The organism is Muricauda sp. SCSIO 65647 (assembly GCF_021534965.1).
In the GTDB taxonomy this organism is placed as follows: Bacteria; Bacteroidota; Bacteroidia; order Flavobacteriales; family Flavobacteriaceae; genus Flagellimonas_A.
The window spans coordinates 2,777,855-2,798,351 of the sequence record NZ_CP091037.1; the positions used below are offsets into that span (position 1 = coordinate 2,777,855).

Sequence of the window (20,497 nt, forward strand, 5' to 3'; positions counted from 1 at the left end):
CGATTGCCCTAAATCGTACGTTCTAAATAATAAACCCTGAATGCTATGGAACGGAAACAATTTTTGCGCAGTATAGGTGCTGGTGCCGCTTTTGCCCTTACTTTTCCTTGTTTGAACGGTTGTTCATCAGATGGTGAAGATCTTGAAACCTTCCCCGAACCCACAGGTATTGATTTTACCATTGACCTTACCTCTTCAGAGGCCGCGCCCTTGGCAAATAATGGTGGGTACATTGCGGTCAAATCAGATCCACAATTGACCTATCTCGACATCGTGGTGGCCCGAAATCTTGAAGGGGACCTGGTCGCGGCAAGTAAGATTTGCAGCCACCAGCAAACTGAAGAGGTGCGTTTTATCACCGAAGATGGCGGAATATTCAACTGTACCACGCATGGATCGCGTTTTGCCCAAGATGGTACACCTCTGAACAGTATCACCAATAACCCCTTAAAGGTTTTCAATACCGAACTCAACGGTGAAATCTTACGAGTTTTTGAATAAATTGAACAGTGCCCTTAAGCTATGAGAAAGAAGTTGCCCATACTGTTCCTTATAGCTTCAGTTTCCCTTTGTGCACAGGATTGGAGCCCTACTTTTTCTGAAGCGGTGATGGTGGCAAAAGAAAAAGACAAGCCCATTATCTTAGTGTTTTCGGGTTCTGATTGGTGTGCTCCATGCATTAAATTGGATAAGAATATTTGGGGCTCACAAGAATTCAAAAACTATGCCGCTGCACACTATGTATTGTACAAAGCTGATTTTCCTAGGAAAAAAAGAAACCGATTGAATGAAATGCAAGCGACCCAAAACCGACAGCTGGCAGAGAAGTACAATCCGGACGGATTCTTTCCTTTGGTGGTCGTACTCAATAAAAACGAAGAGGTGCTGGGCGTAACGGCGTACAAAAAGGTAACGCCGATAGAATATGTGGCCCATTTAAACAGCTTTTTGAAATGAGAAAGGCCTTGATACTGTTTTCGAGCTTTGCCGTTCTTATGGCCTTTGGCCAAGAAAAGCGGTTTGTAAGCGTTAAAAAGGCCATGAAATTGATGGGTACGGCCTTTGAGATAACGGTTGTGGCCCCGTCAGAGGAAATAGGGTATATCAATATCGATGAAGCGGTCTCTGAGATTACCCGTATCGAAGAAATGATTTCTTCTTGGAACATCGATTCAGAAACTTCCCAAATCAATAAGAATGCAGGTGTCAATCCGGTAAAAGTAAGCCAAGAACTTTTTTCACTGATAGAGCGCGCTAATAAGATTTCTGAAATTACCGATGGGGCTTTTGATATCACCTATGCCTCAATGGACAAACTTTGGAGGTTTGATGGCAGTATGCAAAGACCGCCCACCGATCAGCAGATTCGAGAATCGGTAAGCAAGGTTGGATATAAAAGAATCGTAATGGATGTTGAGGCCCAAACGGTCTTTTTGCCCGAAGTGGGCATGAAAATAGGTTTTGGGGCAATTGGCAAAGGCTATGCCGCCGATAGAGCGAAAGAATTTCTGATATCAAAAGGTGTAAAGGGGGGGCTCATAAATGCTTCTGGTGACCTTACGACCTGGGGTACCAAGGCAACAGGTGAAAAATGGATGATCGGCATTGCCAACCCATTGAGCAAAGATAAGGTCTTCAGTTGGCTTCCGGTCATTGAATCTTCGGTGGCCACTTCGGGCAATTATGAAAAATATGTGGTCTTCAAGGGCCAAAAATACTCACATATCATTGACCCTAGAACCGGGTATCCGACCAAGGGTATCAACAGTGTCACGATCTTTGCGAAATATGCAGAACTTTGCGATGCAATGGCCACAGCAGTGTTCGTAATGGGAAAGGATAGCGGTATTCACATGATCAATCAAATCGATGGGGTAGAGGTGGTGGTCATCGATTCAGAAAACAAAATCCATAAAAGCTCTGGAATTTTGTTCAACAATAATCAGTAACTTTAAACATGCGCGGATTTATTTTGATAGTGGTCGTTGTACTTTTTCTAAGCTCTTGCGTGGCGGTCAAAGAATATGATAAGGTCTATCTGAACGATATGGAAATGCAGTTGGGCGCCAAATTTTCTGAACGTTTCGAAACCAACTTCCAGGTATATCGCGAAGCTGCTGCCGGTGCGAACGGCGGCAAGACAGGTGGGGGATGCGGATGTAACTGAATGAATCCCATTTTTGATCATTGAGAACAATAACGGCTATACTTGTTTTTTTTGTGTTCCTGACAGGAAACTCACAACAAACCGGTTCCTCTTACAAGAAAAGGGTACTTGAAACCAGTGAAATTGATTTGCTTTTCAGTTATTATGACCAAGATGGCCAAAATGCTGCGGTTACTGGTGGCGAGGGTACCGAAGAATTGACCGATGCCACATCAGCAATTGTGTTACGGTTGCCCATGAATGAAGATGATATATTGACAGTCGATATCGGTCTGTCTGCTTACACTTCGGCTTCATCGAGCAACGTGAATCCGTTAGATGGCAATAATTTGAATGTAAGCCCATTTGATGCCTCATCGGGCGAGTCGAGAAAAGATCAATTGGTACATATCAACCCCAGTTATCAGCACAGCTCTGACGATCGAAACACCATCTGGAGTGCGAATGCCTATTTTTCAAATGAATATGATTATAATTCTGTGGGATTCGGGGGGAGTTATACCCGGCTTTTCAACGAAAAGAATACCGAAATCTCAATAGGTGCACAGGTTTATTTAGATAATTGGAACCCTCAATACCCCATAGAGCTTCGCGAAGGATTTTTTGATGACCGCATCACGGGAAACGGGGTGTACAACCCAAATTTTCAAGAGTTTGACAACACCAATAGAAACTCTTATGCACTTTCACTTTCATTTTCGCAAATTTTGGGTAAACGGTGGCAAGGGTCTTTATTTGTTGATTTGGTGCGCCAAAATGGGCTTTTGAGTACTCCGTTTCAACGCGTCTATTTTTCGAATATCGAAGACTTTTTTATCGATGACTTTCAGTTGGCCGATGATGTCGAGCGATTGCCAGACAGTAGGTTCAAGATTCCTTTTGGGGGGCGTTTGAACGTATTTATTAGCGATGCCCTGATTTTGAGAACCTACTACCGCTTTTATTGGGATGATTGGGGCATTGTTTCGCATACCGCTAATTTAGAAGTTCCGGTAAAACTGAATGACAAGTTTACACTCTATCCGCTATATCGCTATTATACACAAACAGCTGCGGATTATTTCTATCAAAAAGAGGCCGCACTTTCGACTTTTGAATTTTATACTTCCGATCATGACCTTTCAGCCTACGATGCCCATCAATATGGCCTAGGGTTTCGGTACACCGATATCTTCACAAAGGCCACTATTTTGAGTTTTGGTTTGAAGACGATCGATCTGCGCTTTAACCAGTATGATCGTAGCGATGGCCTTAATGCTTTCATTATCTCATTGGGAACAACTTTTATCAGTAACTGATTTTAGACGTTCGAGCGATTATTGAAGGTTGCGTGCTGCGATTAGATACCCCTCATTTTGTAAGTCTTTTTCTGAGGTCACCATTTTTGAGCAGCCATTTTTGAGAAAGTACATCAGATCACTTACTTCTAAAATGTCGCGATAAAAATGGTCGGTGATGATGATTGCCGAGCTATTCTTTTTTTCATGGATGAGATGTTTGAACTTTTCGACGTAAAGAGGTGCTATAAAAGAAAACGGCTCATCCAATAAAATGATTCCTTTTCTTGAATTTAGTATCAGATAAGTTTCAACCACCCTCAGTTCGCCAGATGAAAGCTCATGTGCTTTTTTGTCGCAATATTTCTTGAATGATTTGAATTTATCGATAAAGTCATCAAACGATATCTTATACCATTTGAAAGCTTTTTGGAGCGTTAAGTTCATAGGAAGTAATTGATGCTGAGGTAGATAGGTAATGTCATTTTTTAGGAATAAGGGTATTTTCAAAAAATCTCCATCAATGCGAAGGCTTTTATGTTTTGGGATTAGACTGCCAAAAATAATGCGCATGAGACATGTTTTTCCACTACCATTTTTGCCCAGAATGCCCGTTACTTTTCCTTTTTCGGCCTTTACGTAGATTCCGTAAAGAATCTGCCTTTCACCAAAACTCAATTCAACGCTGTCTATCTCAAGTATCAAAATGCACTGAGTATTTGAAACAATATTATGGTGATCAAGGTATCGGTAATGAAAGAGTATGCGAAAAGTGAAGTTCTGCTAAGACCAAAATTTCTATAAAAGGTGAGTTTTTGGTCAAGACGTGTTTGGAAATAAGTAAAAAATACCAAGAGGATAAGCACCAACTTCATCATTATAATCACCGGCAATGCGATTTTGCCCCAAAACAGAAAAACGGTCAGCAGTAACCCTATCCAAAAAAATCTTTTATAAAAGTGAAAAACGAGTTGACATTTTCTCAAATATTGGGCTAGAAGCATCGAAATCGGCCAATTTTACTAAATGTACAAATTTATAGTAAATTCGCAGTTTGAGGAGTAAGAATCATGCTTGATAAACTAAACATCATAAAACAACGTTTCGATGAGGTTTCTGACCTGATCATTCAGCCTTATATCATTACCGACCAAAAGCGCTACATCAAGCTCAACAAAGAATATAAAGATTTAAAGGTCTTGGTCGATAAGCGTGAAAAATATATCGAGTTGACCAATAATATTTCCGAAGCTGAAGAAATCATAGCTGATGGTAGTGATGCCGAAATGGTCGAAATGGCCAAACTACAGCTTGAAGAGGCCAAGGAAGCCTTGCCAAATCTTGAAGAGGAAATCAAGTTTCTTTTGATTCCGAAAGACCCAGAAGACGAAAAAGATGTAGTGATGGAGATCCGCGCCGGTACCGGTGGTGATGAGGCCAGTATTTTTGCGGGCGACTTATACCGAATGTATGCCAAATACTGTGAGTCAAGAGGTTGGAGGACGAATATCATCGATTTGAGCGAGGGTACCAGCGGAGGGTACAAAGAGATACAGTTCGAGGTCACGGGTGACGATGTGTATGGCACCCTGAAGTTTGAAGCAGGTGTGCACCGTGTGCAACGTGTGCCACAGACCGAGACCCAAGGTAGGGTGCATACCAGTGCTGCCACAGTGATGGTGCTGCCCGAGGCCGAAGATTTTGATGTGCAGATCGACCCTAAAGATGTACGTATCGATTATTTCTGTTCTTCGGGCCCAGGTGGGCAATCGGTGAACACCACATATTCCGCGGTAAGATTGACCCATATCCCTACCGGGTTGGTGGCACAATGCCAAGACGAAAAATCACAGCATAAGAACAAAGACAAGGCTTTTAGAGTGTTGCGATCTCGCCTGTATGACCTCGAGTTGGCCAAAAGACAAGAAGAAGATGCCGCCAAGAGAAACTCTCAGGTAAGCAGTGGCGATCGATCGGCCAAGATACGTACATATAATTATCCCCAAGGGCGGGTAACCGATCACCGAATAGGGCTTACACTGTACGATTTACAGAATATCATAAACGGTGATCTGCAGAAGATTATCGATGAGTTGATGTTGGTCGAGAATACCGAAAAATTGAAAGAGGCTTCAGAAATATTGTAATTCATTTATCAGTTCTAGGTCAGTCAAGAACCGTATCTTACTATGAAAATTGAACAGTTAGTCGCCCAAATCAAAAAAAAGCAATCCTTCTTATGCGTTGGGTTGGATACAGATCTAGAAAAGATTCCACCCCATTTGCTAAACGACGAAGACCCCCTTTTTTCATTCAACAAGGAAATAATCGATGCTACAAATGAGTTTTGTGTGGCCTACAAACCCAATATGGCATTTTATGAAGCTTATGGACTTTCGGGATGGAAGTCACTGTCAAAGACCATAAGCTACCTCAATGAAAATTATCCTGAAGTTTTTACGATAGCCGATGCCAAAAGAGGAGACATAGGCAATACCGCTACACGCTATGCCAAGGCCTTTTTTGATGAAATGAATTTCGATGCCGTTACGGTGGCCCCATATATGGGAAAAGATTCCATTGAACCTTTTTTGGCCTTTGAGAACAAGCACACTATACTTTTGGCCCTTACCTCGAATGAAGGGGCGTTTGACTTTCAGACCAAAAATATTGACGGAAAAGAATTATATAAAGAAGTATTGGAAAGGTCGAAAACCTACACCAACTCCCAAAATCTGATGTATGTCGTTGGGGCCACAAAAGCTGAATATTTGAAGGAAATTAGGCGATTGGTTCCCAACAGTTTTTTATTGGTACCCGGAGTGGGTGCACAAGGAGGAAGTTTAACGGATGTATGCCGCTACGGACTGAATCAAGATGTTGGATTACTGATCAATTCCTCAAGGGGAATCATCTATGCTTCTCAGAAAGACGATTTCGCCCAAAGGGCAGCAGAAAAAGCTGAAGAGTTACAAAAGGAAATGGAGAAAGTGCTGAGTAGATCGTTTGCTTAAACCAAGCTTTCCAATACTTTTTTCAGGTCTTTTGCTTTTCTTTCGAAAAATTCCGCTAATCTTGAATCCATGGCACCTGCCGCCTTTTCAAGAAAATTTTGATACCTGTATTCGAGAATGGCCACAGCATGGGTACCACTTGTAATGGGTGTGACCGAACCGACCTTGCAATATTGACTGTTCATAATCATAAGATTTGTTCTAACAAAGATACGCAGAAAACAGCCTTTTGGATTTCGTCAAAAGTGGTATACGCCTAAAAATCAGGCAATTTGTCCAATTTTAACGTAAAATTGACAGATTGCCCAACAAATGAGACCATTAAGACCTGGGTTTTAACTTACATTTAGCAGTATGACAGTTTTGACGAAATCAACCTTAAATTCAGAACAATGGAGAGAACGATTTTTTTTCTAATGCTCTTGACAGTTGTAGGTGCATTTTCTCAAACGGCTGACTGTAATTGCTGCTCAGAAGCGCAACAAGCATTTGATTTTTGGGTAGGCGAGTGGATTGTCACCAATGCAGATGGCACTCCTGCTGGAAAAAATAGTATTGTCAAAGAAGAAAATGGATGTGTGCTTAGAGAAAACTGGACAAGTGAAAAAAGCGGGTTTACCGGCACGAGCCTTAATTTTTACAATGCCCCTGAAAAACAGTGGGAACAATTATGGATCGATAATACGGGCAACCATCTAAAACTTATAGGCAACCGTGTTGATAATCGAATGGTAATGACCTCGGTGGAATTGAAGAGGCCCGATGGCCAAAAATATCGAAATCGGATTACCTGGACCTTAAACAAAGATGGGTCTGTACGTCAATTATGGGAAGTTTTGAAGGGTGATGAGGTAACAAGTGTAGCTTTTGATGGCTTATATAAAAAAGTATTGGAGTAAAAAACGACCTTGTGTTTGGTGCTAATTAATCACTATCAAAGAATGAGACGATAAGAAAGTGATTTTCAAACGTGCAAGGTCGTTTTCAGATATCGGTCTTTCATTTTTAATTACTGACTTTTAAACATCATTTTAGTAAAAACCTGTAAACCTTTACCTTTTTGAAAAGCTACATGTTTGCAGCATTTCTTTGATATTCAGTGGGGGTCAGATGGGTATTCTTCTTGAAGGCCTTGTTGAACGTGACCTTGTTATTATAGCCGACCTCATACGCGATGTCAATGATATTGAGCTTTGGGCCATTTTCTTCTTTAAGTATCTTTTTGGCCTCGTCTATCCTGTAGGTATTGACCAATTCATGAAAACTGACATTAAAGTGCTCATTGATGACCTGAGAAGCGTTGTGCCGGGTGGTGTTCAGTTTTTGGGCGACCATTCCCAAACTGATATCATTCTCTCTGTAAATTTTATCGTTCTCAAACAATTTTAGAAGGTTTTCCTTTAGTTCTAGCGAAAGACTGGGGGTGAGTCCCGATTTTTCGTACTTAGGAAAAATTTTGTTGATATAGGTGTACGAACCGGTGAAAACTTGGGGCTGAATATTTGCCGAATAGCCCACATACAGTACCATAAGGGCCATGGCTGCGATAGATAGGTTGTAAAACATACCAGAACTGTAGCCATTCATGATCAATATGCCATAAGTTGTGTAGGTAGCGACGTAAAGAATATGGATGAAATAGATATTTCTCTGCCAAGTTTGACTGGTGCTGTCCATAAGTTTTTTTGATTTGCTCTTGAGGTACACACTTCTAATGAAGTACCCATAAACCACTAAAGAGATGATTTTTAGGATCACGATAAGCATTAGTTTGTTTGACTGATGGGCGGTCAGGCCATTTTTCAGCCGGGTGAGCATCAGTTCTATTTTTTCATCCGTTGACATGATATAAAGATTTGCCATCATGTATGCCAAAAGAATCAAAGTGGGCAAAAGGTGCAATAGGTCAATGGGCTTGAATGAATATTTAAAGGCAATTTTCTTGAAATAGAAATATAGCAGTGGGCCATACAAAAAAGAAGCCCAAGTAGACATTAAAAGTGCATGTGGAAATTCAAATTGATAGCGGGCCTGAATTATTGAAATGTTCAATATGAAAAGTGAGTGTATGAAAATAAAGCTCGAAATCAAAAGTCCGGCAATATGGTTGATGCGTCTATTGAGCAATATGATCGCAATTACATAAAAGCCTATCATGGCCACTACAAAGTAACCTATTGACCAAATATTTATTTCAGGTACAATTGCTTCATAGATGTGTTTGAATTTTGTTGAACCCCTTATAGGGTCAAACCCTTCATGGAAAAGAAAATTTGGGTCATATTCCAATAGTAGATAGTCATTCAAATGCGATGCCGATTCTTCAGGATGTTCTAGGGCGGCCTCACTGAGGGCAAGTTTTTTAAGAATATGTGTTTTTTCCGCTTTCGGATTGGACAAGTTTTTTTCGTATAGCGGAATGGCCTTTTTGTATCTATGGATGTTGTAGTAGTAATCGGCCCAATCCAAAGAGTCTTGCATCGACTCTGATACAATTTCCAAATTATAAGAAGGAACGTCTTTGTGGATCGACGAATAACTCCACTTGAACAATAGGAAAAATAGGATAATAATAAATACCCTCAATCTCATGATTTGATTGATGAATTAGCACCTTTTGAAATTAACAAATTGTTAGGACGAAAACGTTAAAAAAAGCTTAATAAAGTAATCCCCGATAATAATTTACCTTTCGAAACATGCTCTCAATGGCCTGAAAACAAGAGTTTGAACAGACTTTCACCTCGAATCTGACGTAAGGGGATAAAAAAACCGGCGTGATAACGCCGGTTCTAAAACTAACTAACTCAAAAAAATGCTAACTCAGATAACTTGGTACAAAATTCAGTTTAAATGAGAACGACAAGGTTAAACTAACTTTAGGTATTCGTTATGTTTGCACTTGTACATTAGAAGAACGAGGTTTGAATTTTATTATTGTCTCGTTTTCAAAAAATTAGGATTTCTTTTGCGAATCTTATTCTTTTATTAAGAAAGTAAAATGACACTATGAAAAAATGACCGTTTTATTGTTGTAGACCATTGTCTTTCTATGTACATGGAGCAGTACGGCACGGGATAAGACAATTTTTTCAAGGTCTCGGCCCCTTGCCACTAGGTCATCAATGCTATGCGAATGGGTTACCGTTGACACATCTTGCGCTATAATGGGGCCCGCATCAAGCTCTTCGGTTACATAATGGCTGGTCGCACCGATAATCTTTACGCCCCGTTTAAAAGCGGCATGATAGGGTTTGGCTCCTGCAAAGGCCGGTAAAAAAGAATGGTGAATGTTTATGATTTTGTTGGGGAGTGCGGTGATGACTTTTGGTGAGATTATCTGCATATAGCGGGCCAATACCACAAAGTCAACATTATGTTGCTGAAGTAACCTGAGTTGCTCATTATCGGCTTTTGCACGGTCTTCTTTGTTGACCTGAACATGATAAAAAGGGATGTCGAATTGTTTGGCAATAAACCATAAATCTTTATGATTGCTCAAGATAAAAGGTATTTCAACCAATAATTCGCCCGATTGGTAACGGCTCAATATATCATATAGGCAATGTTTGTATTTCGACACAAAAACAGCCATTTTTGGCTTGATATGCTCTTGGTGAATGTACCATTGCATTTGGTATTTATTGGCCAAAAGATTTTCAAAAGACGACTTTAGGGCAAGTTCATCGATAGTTTTTTCAAACTCACATTCTAAACGCATGAAGAACACTTTTGCCTCTTTGTCAACGTGCTGATCAAGATAGATGATATTGCCCCCCTGTTGGTGCAAAAAATTGGTCACCGCACTGATGATTCCCACTTGGTCGGGACAATGTATGAGAAAAGTAAGCTTCAATGTTGTGGTTTGAACCTCCAAAATTAGCGTATTCTAAATCAGGGGCTATATTCTGGATTAATTTTTATAAAATTACAACTACAAACCATTTTTCATTGCATTTTTCGTAAATTGCAGGGGTCGAATTCGCACTTTTTTGAAGATGGAGCAAACTGGGCCCTACCAACCCCAAAACAAAATCAGAGTTGTGACGGCCGCCTCGCTTTTTGATGGCCATGATGCGGCTATCAATATTATGAGGCGCATCATTCAGACAGCTGGTGTCGAAGTCATACATCTTGGCCATGACCGCAGCGTCTCAGAGGTTGTGGAATGTGCTGTTCAAGAAGATGCCAATGCCATAGCCATGACCTCATACCAAGGGGGTCATAACGAGTATTTCAAATATATGTTCGACCTATTGCAAGAAAGAGGTGCCAAGCATATCAAAATCTTTGGTGGCGGGGGCGGTGTGATCTTGCCTGAAGAGATCAAACATTTGATGGATTATGGCATCACTCGAATCTATTCACCTGATGATGGTCGTGAAATGGGCTTACAGGGCATGATCAATGATTTGGTCGAAAAGTCAGATTTCGAAGTTCCCGGGCTGTATGTTCCCAAAGGAAAAAACCTAAAGAAACTGTTTGCCGAAAAAGATGTCAAGACCATTGCCCGTCTGATTTCCTTGGCTGAAAATAGGCGCAGTGAATTTGAAAAGCACTTCTCATCTTTTGAAAAGGCCAATACGAACGTACCTGTCTTGGGTATCACCGGAACTGGCGGAGCGGGCAAGTCAAGTTTGGTCGATGAACTGGTGCGGCGCTTTCTAATGGATTTCCCCGATAAACATATAGGCATTATTTCGGTCGATCCCTCAAAACGAAAAACAGGTGGGGCACTCCTTGGAGACCGCATCCGGATGAACTCAATCAATAACCCCAGGGTGTATATGCGTTCATTGGCTACCCGTCAATCGAACCTCGCACTTTCAAAACATGTGAGTGAGGCGATACAGGTATTGAAAGCCGCGGCCTTTGATCTGGTTATTCTAGAAACTTCGGGCATCGGTCAATCCGATACCGAAATTTTAGAGCATAGCGATATGTCATTATACGTGATGACACCCGAGTTTGGGGCGGCGACCCAGCTTGAAAAAATCGACATGCTCGACTTTGCAGATTTAGTGGCCATCAACAAATTTGATAAAAGGGGGGCACAAGATGCCTTGCGTGATGTAAAAAAGCAATACCAACGCAACAATGGTCTATGGGATGTTGATTTAGATAACCTCCCCATTTTCGGTACCATAGCCTCACAGTTCAACGACCCGGGCATGAACCGCTTGTACGTAAACGTAATAGAAACGCTGAACAGAAAGACATCCGTGGTTTTTGATTCAGACTTTAAAATAGACAACGAGCCAGAGAAAATATTTGTCATACCTCCTGCAAGAGTGCGATATCTGTCTGAGATATCAGAAAACAATAGGGGCTATGATGAAACAGCAACCCAACAATCAAAGCTCGCCCAAAGGCTTTTCGGTATTTTCAAGACCATCATCTCGATTTTAGGTGTGGACGCTTCCCAAGAAAAACAATTTTTGGACAAATCTGGGTTGAATGAAAAGCGTATTCTTTCGAAAGGAAAATCGGATGAAGTTAAGACATTGCTGGCTATGCTGGTCAAGGAATTTGATAGGGTGAAAATGGATTTTGACCCTCGAAATTGGGAAATGCTGCTGAATTGGGAAGAAAAGGTCGATGCGTATAAAAACCCTGTTTATTCTTTTGAAGTTCGCGGTAAAGAAATCAACATCGACACCCATACCGAATCGCTGTCGCACCTACAGATACCAAAAGTGGCTTTGCCGAAATATGGGGCCTGGGGCGATTTGTTGCTTTGGATGTTGCAAGAGAACGTACCTGGAGCTTTTCCTTATACCTCAGGAATCTATCCGTTCAAGAGAACAAATGAAGACCCAACCCGAATGTTTGCCGGCGAGGGTGGCCCAGAGCGTACCAACAGACGGTTTCATTATGTAAGTCTCGATATGCCCGCCAAGCGCCTATCGACTGCGTTCGACTCTGTAACGCTATATGGTCATGACCCTGACCTACGACCTGATATCTATGGCAAAATTGGAAATGCAGGCGTTTCCATTTGCTGTCTCGACGATGCGAAAAAATTGTATTCGGGCTTTGATTTGAGCGACCCCATGACTTCGGTAAGTATGACCATAAATGGTCCGGCACCCATGTTGCTCGGTTTTTTCATGAACGCTGCCATTGATCAGAATTGTGAAAAGTATATCACAAAAGAGGGGCTTGAAAAAGAGGTCAAGAAAAAAATAGAAGCCATATATAACAACAAAAAGGCAAAACGATCCAGTTACCAGGGCAATCTTCCCGAGGGCAATGATGGATTGGGATTAATGCTTTTGGGGGTTACTGGTGACCAAGTGCTTCCGAAAGAAGTTTATGAAAAAATAAAAAGTGAAACTTTGGCACAGGTCAGGGGTACCGTACAGGCAGATATTTTAAAAGAAGACCAAGCACAGAACACTTGTATTTTCTCTACGGAGTTCGCCTTACGTTTGATGGGTGATGTACAAGAGTATTTCATCTCCAACAAGGTCAGAAATTTTTACTCGGTATCCATTTCGGGTTATCACATCGCCGAGGCTGGGGCCAACCCGATCTCGCAATTGGCCTTTACGCTATCAAATGGCTTTACCTATGTCGAGTACTATTTGAGCCGTGGGATGGACATTGACGAATTTGGACCCAACCTTTCCTTTTTCTTTTCGAACGGAATCGATCCCGAATATGCTGTAATCGGGCGCGTGGCAAGAAGAATTTGGTCTAAGGCCATGAAGGAAAAATATGGTGCTGGGCCTAGGGCACAGATGCTGAAGTATCACATTCAGACCTCAGGCAGAAGCCTACATGCCCAAGAAATCGATTTCAACGATATAAGAACTACGTTGCAAGCTCTTTATGCCATCTATGACAACTGCAATTCGCTGCATACAAATGCTTATGACGAGGCCATTACAACACCTACAGAAGAATCGGTACGACGGGCTATGGCCATTCAATTGATCATCAACAAAGAACTGGGCTTGGCGAAGAACGAAAATCCGATGCAGGGCTCGTTCATCATTGAAGAATTGACCGATTTGGTCGAAGAGGCAGTTTTAATGGAGTTTGACCGAATCACTGAACGCGGTGGGGTGCTTGGCGCTATGGAAACCATGTACCAACGTTCAAAGATACAAGAAGAGAGTTTGCACTACGAAACCTTGAAGCATTCAGGAAAATATCCGATTATTGGGGTAAATACCTTTCTTAGTTCAAAAGGCTCCCCGACCATTTTACCGGCAGAAGTGATAAGGGCCACCGAAGATGAGAAGCAGCAACAGATCGATACGCTTAAGGGCCTTCATGACATTCATGCAGAAAAATCAGCGATACTGCTCAAAGAGCTGCAACAAGTAGCGGTCGCCAATGAGAATTTGTTTGAAAAGCTTATGGAAGTGACCAAATACTGTTCCCTGGGTCAAATTACCCATGCCCTGTTTGAAGTTGGAGGACAGTATAGAAGAAATATGTAAGTAGAGAGCATCCCAAACAACGCAGAACCACAGTCAAAGGGTCTCACCTATGGTACATTGCATTCTAGATATACTGAGATTAAAAGGTGTTTTTAAGGAAGGGACTAATATTCGTCATTGCGCAACGAAAGGCGCCATTTTTTGAATGACTTTCTGAAGCTCTTGATTTCTTTGCGCAAAAGATTCAAATATTCCTTTTCTTTTATACCATCTTTTTCAAGACCATTGCAATAGGCAAGTATGTTCCGCGTCATAATATTGATGAACGTAACACTTTTCATACGAACGGCATAAGACTTGCTTTGTGCCGCATGTTCTATTTCTTTGGTGATGAGCGAGGTATCCGTCAATAAAGAATCGTAGAGATTATCCCTAAAACTATTCGATTGCCGAAGCGTGAATATATCTTTGTTGTACGAAAAATAAGAAGCCACGGCATTGCTCAAATCACGTAGATCAAGTGATTTTCTATAAACGGGCAACGAATGTAAAGAGTTGCTTTTCATTCTTTTAGAGCAATTTTTAATCATAATAAAATTACATCAGAATCAAGAAAGTCAACTTTTAAAATGAAAGTAAAAGTATTTATATACCTTTGATTTTAATTTTTTTAAAGAAAGTACTTTGGATTTAAAGGTAGATAAATTGAATATTCACATCCTGAAACAACTCAGGAAAAATGCCAGGGAATCTTTTGCCAAAATCGGACGAAAAGTTGGGCTTACCCCTCCCGCTGTGGCAGAACGAATCAAAAAAATGGAAGATTTGGGTGTCATCACGGGATATCATACAAAACTATCGTATGGTCATTTGGGGTACCAATTGAAGGCCATTATCATGCTCAGGGCGTTCATGGGCAAACTGAAACCTTTTTTAGATAAAGTAAAGTCTTATGATGAGGTCATTAATTGCTATCGTATTACCGGTAATGAAAACATTGTCATGGAAGTAGTGCTGAGCGATCAAGCGCACTTAGAAAGATTCATCGACGAACTTATCGTCTATGGTGAGTGTAGAACACATATTGTACTATCGAACGTGGTTTCGAACGATCCCTTGAACAACATGTAGTTACGAACAATTTTTTGGCCAACTTTAAAAAGTCAAGACGAGTTCATTATCTTTATTGTACCACAAAACAGGTTTGGCCAGATTTTTGTGTTTATACCGCTATGAAGAAGAATTACAGTATAGCTTTTGTCTTTCTATTATTTTTTCAATTACTCATATCACAAGAACTAGTATTAAAAAAAGGTGTCGTACTTGACTCTCTATCGGTTGGTGAAGAGTCTGCCGAAACCTATTCACTTTACTTGCCTTCCAACTTTGTAACGACCAAAAAATGGCCGATCTTATTCGTTTTTGATATGAATGGTAAAGCAAAACAGGCGCTTTCAATGTTCAAGAACGCGGCAGAGCAAGAGGGCTATATTCTAGCATCGCCCAACCATATCAATGATACGATATCGCTTTCTGAAAATATGTTGCGAACCGGTAGAACCATTGAAAGCACTGTGCGAATATTGCCCGTCAACACTAGTAGAATTTATGTGGCGGGCTTTTCAAATGGAGGTCGTTTTGCAAATATTACCCCTTTCTTTCTCAAAAACATAAATGGCATTATTTCTTGTGGGGCCTCGGTAATGAACCCAGAGATGCTCAGTTCGAAAAATCGGTTCCATTTCATCGGGGTAGTCGGCAAGAAAGATTTCAATTATACAGAACTCCTGAAACTACAGAAGATTTTGCACCGACTTAAGTTTCAGAATCAACTCATTGTTTTTGATGGCGGCCAAGAATGGCCCAATAACGACCTATTGCATACCGCCCTAATGCGGTTCAATTTATCAGATATGGCCAAAGGGGCTATCCCTAAAGATTCCGTATACGTTCAAAAAGCATATGATGAAGATTTACGGCGGTTTTCCGTATTGCGTGGCCAGCTGAAATTGTTGATAGCCGAAAAAGTCTTGGATGAAATGCTTTCCGTGTACCGATTGCACCAAAATACCGATTCCCTGAAAGAGTTGAAGAAAAACCTTCGAAAAGAAAGATTATATAGAGCACTAAAGCGTAACGAGAATGCGGCTCTTTTCAAAGAATCGCTGCTAAAGGAAGATTACTTGTACTACCTTGATGAAGACGTGCTCACCTATAATTACAATAACCTTGGATGGTGGAACTATCAAATGTCAGAGCTTGACAAATTCATTCAAGGCGGCAATACCGCTGAAAAAGCCATGGGGCATCGTCTTTTTGGCTTTGTCAATGCGTTGATTGAAGATAATATTGATTTGGTAAGGTCAGAAAAACAGGTAGATGAAGAAGCCTTGTTGTTTCTAAATATGCTCAAGACCATAACCGAGCCCACTGATTTTGACCATTATCTTAAAGTGATTTCACTGGCTGCAAAAAATGAAGATTTCGGCACTGCTATTTTTTATTTGGAAGAGGCTTTAAAAAAGGGGTTTAAAGACAAAGAAAAATTATACGCAGTCGAACATACGGCACTGTTACGTATTACGCCCGAGTTCAACAAAGTAGTGGAAAAGTACTTGAAAGATGCACGTTACGAGGTCATTGAAGAATGAGACTGGGCACTTCCTCCAAGTTCCAATCGATGACCAGGCCGTTGGCCAATGATCGGGCAATTTCTTTTCCATATAACCTTTCACAAAGATAGAGGGCCGCTTCAAAACTTTTGGCACCTCCGGCCGAGGTGATATATTTGCCATCATGAACAAAGAGCACACTGTCTTTAACGTGCAACTGCGGAAACATTTGTTTGTATTTTTCGATATCGCTGGGAAAGGTGGTCGAAACTACATTGTCTAACAGTCCGGCCTTTGCCAGTACAAATGCGCCGTCACAATGCGAAGTCATATATAAGGCTTCTTTGTCGACTCTTTTGACAAAGTTCAGCATAACGGTATCGTTCAAATCGCTATCGAGATGGTGTTCGGCACTGGGTACTACCAAAATGTCAATTTTAGGGATGGAATCTTGGGTATAGTCAAAATCGGGAAGTACCCGAACGCCCTCAAAAGTGGTAATGGCATCTAGGGTATTTGCCACGGTAAAAGTGTTCATCACCTTAATGTTTTTGCGGTATTGGGTATGCTGAAAAATATCAAAAGGTGCCGTGAACTCAGTGTTGTAGGTGCCGTTCATGATCAAAAAGGCAACATTGTAGCCATTTGAATTCAACGCTGGCACTACAGACGCTGATGCTGGCTTGGTTTCGGCCTTCTCTTTACAACTTGAAAAAAGTATGATAAGAAAGCATAGGATCGGGTAGGGCCTCATGTTCTAAATATTATGATTTACGGAGGAAAAATACGTAGGTTGTATTTTTGTGGAAAAGTACGGAAATATGCGCTACATCTTCTTCGCCCTTATTTTTTTTCTTTTGGCATGCAGGCAAGAGAAGCGATACCATGACCAAAAAAATAATGTCGCACCGCCCACCTCAAAAGAAGTTGCTGAAATCATTGCCTTTCAGAAAGGTTTGAATGCCGAATTCAAAAACCCTGAAACATCGCCATTGCCCGATCGGCACCGAAAAGATTTCGAAGGATTGGATTTCTTTGCCCCCGATACCTCTTATGTAATAAAGGCTCGTTTTGAACGTACACCAGATGCCATCCCTTTTTTCATGCCCACAACCACAGAAAGAAAAACGAAAGAAGTGGTCTATGGTATCGCCCATTTTGAATTGAATGGCAAGAAACACCGATTGGAAATCTATCAGTCACTCGATTTGCTGCATGATATAAGATACAGAGGTAATCTGTTCTTGCCCTTTTTAGATGAGACCAATGGCAATGAAACCTATGGTGGAGGGCGATATATCAACCTAAGGATTCCCAAGGGAGACACTTTGGTCATTGATTTCAACAAAGCCTACAACCCCTATTGCGTCTACGACAAAAAATACTCCTGCCCTCTAGTGCCGAGGCAAAATTATTTGAGAACTAATGTGAGAGCAGGAGTGAAAGATTTTAAAAAAGAATGAAAGAACCCCGCATCCAACAACGGTGCGGGGTTCGTTGACAACTATAGAATTTGAATAGGTTCTAAAATGAATAGACGGCCGCTAACACGAAAGAGGCTAGATTGTCAGTTGGATCTAAATCGCCATCCAAGAATACTTCTTCTGAAATACTATCCAAACGAAGCTCTGGCTTGATGACCAGATCACCGATGGTAGCACTTCCGGTAAGGGTAAAGGCCAACGACTCGACATCTGCGCCATAAACAGGTCCGCCATCTTCAAGTTCTTTGAAGTACTCGGCTCTCAAGCCAATCGAAAAGTTTTCAGAAGCGGCTAATTGTGGATAGAGCGCAGCACCATAAAAACCAGCACCATCTGTGTCTTGATAGGTGGCATTTATGCCTAAGTAGAATTTCTCCGTGAGATCGAATCCACCGGTATAGTCAATTTGAAACAATGCTTCGGCATCGGTATCGACCAATTCGGTTCCGTCGAACTGCTCACCAAAATCTTGTTTTCCGTAAAGAATGTTCAAGAATTGGCCAGAATAGCCCAATTGGGCACCGAAAGATAAGTTTCCAAAAGGGTTGATGTCAGTAAAATCGGTCGGATTCAATACCGCCAACATGGCGCTCCAATCATTGCCAAGGTCAAAATCAGCCTTCAGTCCAGCATGTGAAAATGGGCCATACGAAAACATATAGGAAGTGCTATAGTTGAAATTGGCGGCGGGAGAGATGACCTCATACCCCAAAAAGGTGTTGAAATTACCAAAGGTCAGGGTAGTGCTTTCACTGACATTCCAATAGACATATAACTGATTGACAATGTTTGCAGAGCCTATTGGCGAACCAAAAACGGCTTCTTCTCCCCTTGGACCAAAAACCAGGTCAGCCACAAAACCTACTTTTTCACCTTCATAATTAGCGATCAGATTGACCATGCCCAGTGCAAAACCGGGCCTGTTGGCAAATGAGGTTCCCGGGGCCTGAGGGCCTGCGATTATATCTCCGGTCTCGTCTGGTACAAACTTGTTCAAAGCGTTGAAATTTGCTCTGTAATAGGCGTCAACGGTTCCACTGAAAGTAAACTTCTTTTTTTCCTCTTCTTCTTGGGCGATGCCCGTGAATGATACCAAAGACAGTATCAATAAGAGAAAAATTTTCACGTATTTTGTATTGATAATCGTTTTCATAATCATAATGTTTAATCCCCTTCTATTAGGGTGTTAGATGTAGTAATTGATTGAGTTAACTGAAAAGGGTTATTTAACGGAGCGTTTGGCAGAACGCTCCGTTTCTCCTTATTCTTTTTAATGTTGGTTCATCCTAAAGTCTGCATAGGCATCCATGCCATGCTCGTGAATGTCGAGCCCTTCAAGTTCTTCTTGTTCAGAGACCCTAAGCCCCATGGTTTTCTTGATGGCGAAGAGTATGATGAATCCGAAGAAGGAGCAAAACGCTGCTGCCGCTCCGATACCGGCCAACTGCACCAAGAATTGGTCAAGACCGGCCTTATCGCCAAAAATACCCACTGCCAAGGTGCCCCAAATACCACAGATCAAGTGAACGGTGACAGCACCTACGGGATCGTCAAGTTTCAATCTATCAATTAAGGCTATACCGAGCACAACAATAATGCCCGCGAGAATGCCTATGATGACTGCCTCGTTGGGCGACATTAGGTCCGCTCCGGCTGTAATGCCCACAAGACCACCTAGAATTCCGTTCAAGAACATGGTCAGGTCATAGTTTTTGTAAAGTATGGTCGATGTTACAAATGCAGAAACCCCACCTGCTGCTGCTGCCAATGAAGTAGTCACCAAGACCAGTGAAGTACCTGCGGGATCGGCTGATAGCACAGATCCACCATTAAACCCGAACCAGCCTAGCCAAAGAATCAATACTCCCGCTGCTGCCAGGGGTAGGTTGTGACCAGGAATAGCCTTGGCCTTGCCATCTTCACCAAATTTACCGATACGCGCGCCCAATAGATAAATGGCTATCAGGGCCCCCCAACCACCAACGGAGTGCACCAAGGTAGAGCCGGCAAAATCATAGAACCCCTCTGCTTCACCGTAAGCAAGTGATGACAAGAAGCCGCCGCCCCATTGCCATGAACCTACGATAGGGTAAACCAGGCCTACATATAAGATGGTGAAAAGCATAAAGCCACCCAATTTGACCCGTTCCGCTACGGCACCCGATACAATGGTAGCCGCTGTGGCCGCGAACATTCCCTGAAAAAGAAAATCTGTCCAATACGTGTAGCCGCCACCGGCATAGTCTGGTGTCAACCCGTTTTCCGGAATGGGTAGTCCGAATCCGGCAAATTTCAAGAATCCAGAGTCTCCGTCCTCAAAACCTGGATACATAAGATTGAATCCTCCAATGTAGTAGAGCAATAACCCTACACATATAATGAAGACATTTTTGAATAGAATGTTGACGGTATTCTTTTGTCTGGTGAGTCCGATTTCCAAAAAGGAGAATCCGAGGTGCATAAAGAACACAAGCCCCGTACAGACCATCATCCAAACATTGTTAGCTGTAAATAATCCTGCTTCCATAATAATTTCTCTTAGTTAGTTATAC

The 20,497-nt window shown here is 41.7% G+C and carries 20 protein-coding genes; 12 read left to right on the forward strand and 8 right to left on the reverse strand.

Going from position 1 to position 20,497, the window contains the following annotated elements:
* The first annotated feature begins 45 nt into the window (after positions 1-45).
* The 5 genes from L0P89_RS12370 to L0P89_RS12390 are packed head-to-tail and all read left to right on the forward strand — an operon-like array spanning position 46 to position 3,465.
* On the forward strand, positions 46-501 hold the full coding sequence (locus tag L0P89_RS12370) for a ubiquinol-cytochrome c reductase iron-sulfur subunit (RefSeq protein ID WP_235265404.1): 456 nt from the start codon (positions 46-48) through the stop codon (positions 499-501).
* Between the two features lie 21 nt (positions 502-522).
* Entirely contained in the window at positions 523-957 is a 435-nt protein-coding gene (locus tag L0P89_RS12375; RefSeq protein ID WP_235265405.1) for a thioredoxin family protein, read from the forward strand.
* Entirely contained in the window at positions 954-1,949 is a 996-nt protein-coding gene (locus tag L0P89_RS12380) for an FAD:protein FMN transferase (protein ID WP_235265406.1), read from the forward strand. The genes L0P89_RS12375 and L0P89_RS12380 overlap by 4 nt, the downstream gene beginning before the upstream one ends.
* A gap of 8 nt (positions 1,950-1,957) precedes the next feature.
* On the forward strand, positions 1,958-2,167 hold the full coding sequence (locus tag L0P89_RS12385) for a DUF4266 domain-containing protein (protein ID WP_235265407.1): 210 nt from the start codon (positions 1,958-1,960) through the stop codon (positions 2,165-2,167).
* Positions 2,168-2,187: 20 nt separating this feature from the next.
* The gene (locus L0P89_RS12390) at positions 2,188-3,465 is read left to right on the forward strand and encodes a DUF3570 domain-containing protein (protein WP_235265408.1); all 1,278 of its coding nucleotides are present in this window, start codon (positions 2,188-2,190) and stop codon (positions 3,463-3,465) included.
* A gap of 18 nt (positions 3,466-3,483) precedes the next feature.
* On the opposite strand, the gene L0P89_RS12395 is transcribed toward L0P89_RS12390, so the two are convergent.
* On the reverse strand, positions 3,484-4,149 hold the full coding sequence (locus L0P89_RS12395; protein ID WP_235265409.1) for an ATP-binding cassette domain-containing protein: 666 nt from the start codon (positions 4,147-4,149) through the stop codon (positions 3,484-3,486).
* Positions 4,150-4,514: 365 nt separating this feature from the next.
* On the opposite strand from L0P89_RS12395, the gene prfA reads away from it, so the two are divergent.
* On the forward strand, positions 4,515-5,591 hold the full coding sequence (prfA, locus tag L0P89_RS12400; RefSeq protein ID WP_235265410.1) for a peptide chain release factor 1: 1,077 nt from the start codon (positions 4,515-4,517) through the stop codon (positions 5,589-5,591).
* A 42-nt stretch (positions 5,592-5,633) separates the two neighbouring features.
* Complete coding sequence (gene pyrF, locus L0P89_RS12405; protein ID WP_235265411.1) at positions 5,634-6,458, forward strand: orotidine-5'-phosphate decarboxylase; 825 nt, start codon at positions 5,634-5,636, stop codon at positions 6,456-6,458.
* Here pyrF and L0P89_RS12410 read toward each other — a convergent pair.
* Positions 6,455-6,643, reverse strand: coding sequence for a hypothetical protein (locus tag L0P89_RS12410; protein WP_235265412.1), 189 nt, complete (start codon positions 6,641-6,643; stop codon positions 6,455-6,457). The two genes, pyrF and L0P89_RS12410, sit on opposite strands and share 4 nt — an antisense overlap.
* A 207-nt stretch (positions 6,644-6,850) precedes the next feature.
* Between L0P89_RS12410 and L0P89_RS12415 the strand changes: the two genes are divergently transcribed.
* Complete coding sequence (locus tag L0P89_RS12415) at positions 6,851-7,357, forward strand: hypothetical protein (RefSeq protein WP_235265413.1); 507 nt, start codon at positions 6,851-6,853, stop codon at positions 7,355-7,357.
* Positions 7,358-7,526: 169 nt separating this feature from the next.
* On the opposite strand, the gene L0P89_RS12420 is transcribed toward L0P89_RS12415, so the two are convergent.
* Together L0P89_RS12420 and purU are read right to left on the reverse strand one after the other, a co-directional pair.
* Positions 7,527-9,050 (reverse strand): helix-turn-helix domain-containing protein, encoded by a 1,524-nt coding sequence (locus L0P89_RS12420; RefSeq protein WP_235265414.1) that lies wholly within the window; start codon positions 9,048-9,050, stop codon positions 7,527-7,529.
* Between the two features lie 415 nt (positions 9,051-9,465).
* Complete coding sequence (gene purU, locus L0P89_RS12425; RefSeq protein WP_235265415.1) at positions 9,466-10,314, reverse strand: formyltetrahydrofolate deformylase; 849 nt, start codon at positions 10,312-10,314, stop codon at positions 9,466-9,468.
* A gap of 142 nt (positions 10,315-10,456) precedes the next feature.
* On the opposite strand from purU, the gene L0P89_RS12430 reads away from it, so the two are divergent.
* Entirely contained in the window at positions 10,457-13,909 is a 3,453-nt protein-coding gene (locus tag L0P89_RS12430) for a methylmalonyl-CoA mutase family protein (protein WP_235265416.1), read from the forward strand.
* A 104-nt stretch (positions 13,910-14,013) separates the two neighbouring features.
* On the opposite strand, the gene L0P89_RS12435 is transcribed toward L0P89_RS12430, so the two are convergent.
* The gene (locus L0P89_RS12435) at positions 14,014-14,415 is read right to left on the reverse strand and encodes a hypothetical protein (protein WP_235265417.1); all 402 of its coding nucleotides are present in this window, start codon (positions 14,413-14,415) and stop codon (positions 14,014-14,016) included.
* A 118-nt stretch (positions 14,416-14,533) separates the two neighbouring features.
* On the opposite strand from L0P89_RS12435, the gene L0P89_RS12440 reads away from it, so the two are divergent.
* Positions 14,534-14,980 carry an Lrp/AsnC family transcriptional regulator gene (locus L0P89_RS12440; RefSeq protein WP_235265418.1) on the forward strand — a complete coding sequence of 149 codons (447 nt, stop codon included), beginning with the start codon at positions 14,534-14,536 and terminating at the stop codon, positions 14,978-14,980.
* Positions 14,981-15,306: 326 nt separating this feature from the next.
* Positions 15,307-16,500, forward strand: coding sequence for an alpha/beta hydrolase (locus tag L0P89_RS12445; RefSeq protein WP_235265419.1), 1,194 nt, complete (start codon positions 15,307-15,309; stop codon positions 16,498-16,500).
* Here L0P89_RS12445 and L0P89_RS12450 read toward each other — a convergent pair.
* Complete coding sequence (locus L0P89_RS12450; RefSeq protein ID WP_235265420.1) at positions 16,487-17,215, reverse strand: DJ-1/PfpI family protein; 729 nt, start codon at positions 17,213-17,215, stop codon at positions 16,487-16,489. The two genes, L0P89_RS12445 and L0P89_RS12450, sit on opposite strands and share 14 nt — an antisense overlap.
* A 67-nt stretch (positions 17,216-17,282) precedes the next feature.
* Between L0P89_RS12450 and L0P89_RS12455 the strand changes: the two genes are divergently transcribed.
* Positions 17,283-17,924, forward strand: a complete 642-nt coding sequence (locus L0P89_RS12455; protein ID WP_235265421.1) for a DUF1684 domain-containing protein — start codon at positions 17,283-17,285, stop codon at positions 17,922-17,924.
* A gap of 61 nt (positions 17,925-17,985) precedes the next feature.
* Here L0P89_RS12455 and L0P89_RS12460 read toward each other — a convergent pair whose 3' ends face one another.
* Positions 17,986-19,098: an outer membrane beta-barrel protein gene (locus L0P89_RS12460; protein ID WP_235265422.1), complete on the reverse strand. Its 1,113-nt coding sequence runs from the start codon at positions 19,096-19,098 to the stop codon at positions 17,986-17,988.
* Between the two features lie 117 nt (positions 19,099-19,215).
* On the reverse strand, positions 19,216-20,472 hold the full coding sequence (locus L0P89_RS12465; RefSeq protein ID WP_235265423.1) for an ammonium transporter: 1,257 nt from the start codon (positions 20,470-20,472) through the stop codon (positions 19,216-19,218).
* Positions 20,473-20,497: the final 25 nt, after the last annotated feature.